Origin of the sequence: Anabaenopsis tanganyikae CS-531 (assembly GCF_029891675.1) — a bacterium.
Taxonomy (GTDB): Bacteria; Cyanobacteriota; Cyanobacteriia; order Cyanobacteriales; family Nostocaceae; genus Anabaenopsis; species Anabaenopsis arnoldii.
In genome coordinates this window covers 1-3721 of sequence record NZ_JANQDF010000150.1, presented here as the reverse complement: position 1 = coordinate 3721, position 3721 = coordinate 1, and the positions used below count along the sequence as shown (strand labels likewise).

Here is a 3721-nt window from a genome sequence, read left to right as displayed (position 1 = left end):
ATAGATTTACATAAATGGTTAGTAGCAGCCATTAAATCTACCCTTCCTTGGTATTATCAAGTGTCTAAATGCGCCCCTCAATACGCATTAAGATATCTGTCAGATGCCTTTAAATCCTTCTTCAAAAAAAGTAAAGGCTTTGCTAAGTTTAAGAAAAAAGGGAGACAGGATTCTTTTACCTTAGATGGTGCAATAAAAATTGACTATAGAAAAATCAAAGTCCCCGTAATTGGTTGGCTGAAAACTTATGAAATTCTCCCGACTGGATATAAACCGAAATCTGTCACCATTAGTAAACAAGCCGATAAGTGGTTTATCTCTTGGAAACTGGAGGTGATAACCAATGAAACACCTAAAAAACAAGACTTTGTAGGAGTTGACTTGGGCATAAATCATCTAGCAACATTATCAACAGGAGAAGTATTTGATGGAGTAAAAAGCTATAAAAAGTATGAATCTAAATTAGCAAGAATGCAATACTTGAACCGACATAAACTCAGAGGTTCAAATAATTATAGAAAAGCCCAAATCAAAATAGCCAGATTACACCAAAAAATAGCTAATATCAGAAAAGATACATTACACAAAATCACCACCTATATCAGCAAAAACCACGCGGTTATAGGGATAGAAGATTTAAATGTATCTGGGATGTTAGCGAATGGGAAATTATCAAAAGCTATTGCCGATATGGGCTTTTATGAATTTAGAAGGCAGTTGGGATATAAAACACAACTGTATGGCAGTAAGTTAGTAATTGTGGATAGATTTTATCCCAGTAGTAAGACTTGCTCAAGTTGTGGAGAAAAGAAATCATCACTGCCATTATCTCACAGAGTGTTTAAATGTGATAGTTGTGGCTTTGAGAGTGACAGAGATTTAAACGCGGCGATTAATTTAAAAAAAGAAGCGGTCAGATTGATCGTGTTAGCCTGTGGACTAGATAGTGCCGACACTGCTAGGGTGAAATAGGAAGAAAAAGCCAATTTTTGTTAGTATTAGTTAGCTTTTTTTGGATCGGATACAGGTAAATTCTCACAGGAGGGAAGAATAGTGACTCCCAATCCCACCATCATGCAAGCTGTAGAAAAACTCGGTTACCGAGTGACTGTTGGTGATGTCTCAAGTCAGGGTGGCTTGAGTGTAGCGGAGGCGGGACAAGGTTTATTAGCCTTGGCTTCTGATGCGGGCGGACATTTACAAGTAGCAGAAACAGGCGATATTGTTTACCTGTTTCCGCGAAATTTCCGCGAAATATTACGTAATAAATACTTTCAGATGCGGTTGCAGGAATGGTGGAAAAAGGTCTGGGCAGTTCTTTTTTACCTGATTCGCATTTCTTTTGGTATTTTCTTAATTCTTTCTATTGTCCTGATCACTGTGACGATTATTATCATTGTGAATGCCGGGAGTTCAGATCGCAATGACAATGATCGAGGCCGCAGTTCTGGGGGTGGTGGGTTATTCTTTTTTCCATTCCCAGATTTATTCTGGTACTTCAGCCCCGATTATAGCACCCGCTCCCAACAACGGCATTACCAAAGACAGCAAGGAAGTAACTTGAATTTCTTTGAGGCTGTATTTTCCTTTTTATTTGGCGATGGTAATCCAAATGCTAATTTAGAACAACGGCGATGGCAAGAAATCGGGACTGTGATTGGGAATAATCATGGTGCGGTGGTAGCAGAACAAATTGCTCCCTATCTGGATGACCTTGGGGAAACTTATACACGGGAGTATGAAGATTATATGCTGCCTGTGCTGACTCGTTTTAATGGACAACCAGAGGTCAGCCCAGAAGGGCACATTGTCTATTATTTCCCAGAGCTGCAAGTTAAAGCCACTAAAACAAGCCCTGAATTAGTACCCACCCATTTAGAAGAATATCCTTGGCGTTTTAGTGCTGCAGGTGCAGGACAAATTATCCTGGCTGCAGGTTTGGGTGTACTCAATTTTGTGGCGGCTTTAATATTGGGAGGTTTAATAGCCGACGGGACAGCAGCGGCGCAATTGGGGGGATTAGTAGCTTTTGTAGAAGGGATTTATTGGCTATTGTTGGGTTATGGTGCGGGTTTCTTAGGTATCCCCTTAGTGCGTTATTTTTGGATTCAATGGCGCAATCAAAAAATTGCTGCACGCAATCGCGATCGCTTGTATCAGGCTCAACTATTAGCAAATCCAGAGGAGACTTTACAGCGAAAAATCAACTACGCACAGCAATTCGCTACAGAAAAAGTCATCAGTAGTGAAGATTTAGTTTATTCCACCGAAACCGACTTAATCGACCAAGAGCTTGAGGGCTAGCCAATAGCTAGTTATTTGCTAATAATAGATTACATATCCTCATAAATGCTAAGATAGTGGTGCAGTAACTTACTTGGTCTTAATTGGGGTCAGGGTTACCCCTTGGTAGTAATGTCCTAAAATTTGCAGGTGGTTGGCTCCTTGTCGAGCCAGATTATAGGCTCCCCACTGGCTCATTCCTAAGCCATGACCAAATCCTAGACCTTGGAGGACAAAATTACCATTTGTGCCTCTAGTGATATTAAAGCGCGTGCTTCGGAGTTTGAGTGCAGTTCGCACCTCTTCCCCTCTGAGTACTCTTGTACCTTGCTCACCCACAATTTTTAAAGCTTTCACACTGCGGAAAGGTGAGAAGGCTTGTGGAATCATATCTTTGATGTTACCAATACCGGAAATTTTCGAGCTAATTTCATCGGGGGAAAAGGTTTGCACCCAGTTACAAGCGCTGATATTTTGATCGTAGTCTTGAACAGCACGCAAGTAAGCCAGGCGTTTTCCCCAAACATCTTCGACATTTTCAGTATGCCCCCCAGAACAGGCGTGAAACGCGGAGAGAATAATTTGATTGTTATGTGTTAATACTTTCCCAACTGTAGAATCAACGGCCGCGTAAATAGCAGGAGATTCCTTAGCGACTCCTTGATAAATTTGCCACCGGTCAGGAGTAGCCCCTAAGTCATAAGTGGGATGATTGCGCTGTTCCCGGCGCTTGTAAAGTGCGTAGGTGCGAGCAGCTATGGCCTGGGCTTTGAGGGCTTCCTGAGGCCATCTAGAATCCATTTCACCACCGATGACACTGTAAAGATATTCTTCTAAATCAACCCAGTTAACGACATCTAACCCTTTATCTGTAGGCAAAACCAAGGTTCTGCCACGATACCAGCGATCGCCAATATAAACAAATCCCTTATTTGTCGGCTCAATCCAAAATAAGCCAGATTGCCACCTATTGAGAGCCACACCACCGGGGATACTTTGGGCATCAAATGAACTCATAGCGGGTAATTGTCCCAGAGTCCGGCCTCTACTATCCTTGACAAGTGCAGTTGTGGAACTACCCACCTTGACTTGATTAACTCCCCTCTCAATTGCCACGCGCAGGATGATAGACGCTTGAGCCGGGGCGACTAAAACCATCCACAAAAAGATGCCTATCCACCAATGACGTACTTTAAGCTGGGAAAACAAAGAGCCTAATAACAGTTGAAATTTCATACTCATCATTTAAATCACATTTAAGCAAGTATCTATGATCTACCAGTGAAGATGAGACAGTTCTGCTAGATAAAACCTAGACAAAGCTAGACTTTACTTTCTACTTCAACGGGAGCATGGGAGCGGTTATCCCTTAGTAGACTTGCACGCCTTAGCCAGACGCGATATTTCTCTTAAGATTTACAAGAAAGACTACCGCTAT

Annotated in this window: 3 protein-coding genes; 2 read left to right on the top strand and 1 reads right to left on the bottom strand. The window is 41.9% G+C overall.

The window, feature by feature from the left end; genetic code table 11:
* Positions 1–972, top strand: a 972-nt coding sequence (locus NWP22_RS14635; protein ID WP_280802038.1) for an RNA-guided endonuclease InsQ/TnpB family protein, incomplete at its 5' end; no start/stop codon positions are given.
* A gap of 81 nt (positions 973–1053) precedes the next feature.
* Positions 1054–2304, top strand: a complete 1251-nt coding sequence (locus NWP22_RS14630; RefSeq protein ID WP_271731422.1) for a hypothetical protein — start codon at positions 1054–1056, stop codon at positions 2302–2304.
* 69 nt (positions 2305–2373) lie between these two features.
* Here the strand turns inward: NWP22_RS14630 and NWP22_RS14625 are convergent, their stop codons facing one another.
* Positions 2374–3519: a SpoIID/LytB domain-containing protein gene (locus tag NWP22_RS14625; RefSeq protein WP_280802037.1), complete on the bottom strand. Its 1146-nt coding sequence runs from the start codon at positions 3517–3519 to the stop codon at positions 2374–2376.
* Positions 3520–3721: the final 202 nt, after the last annotated feature.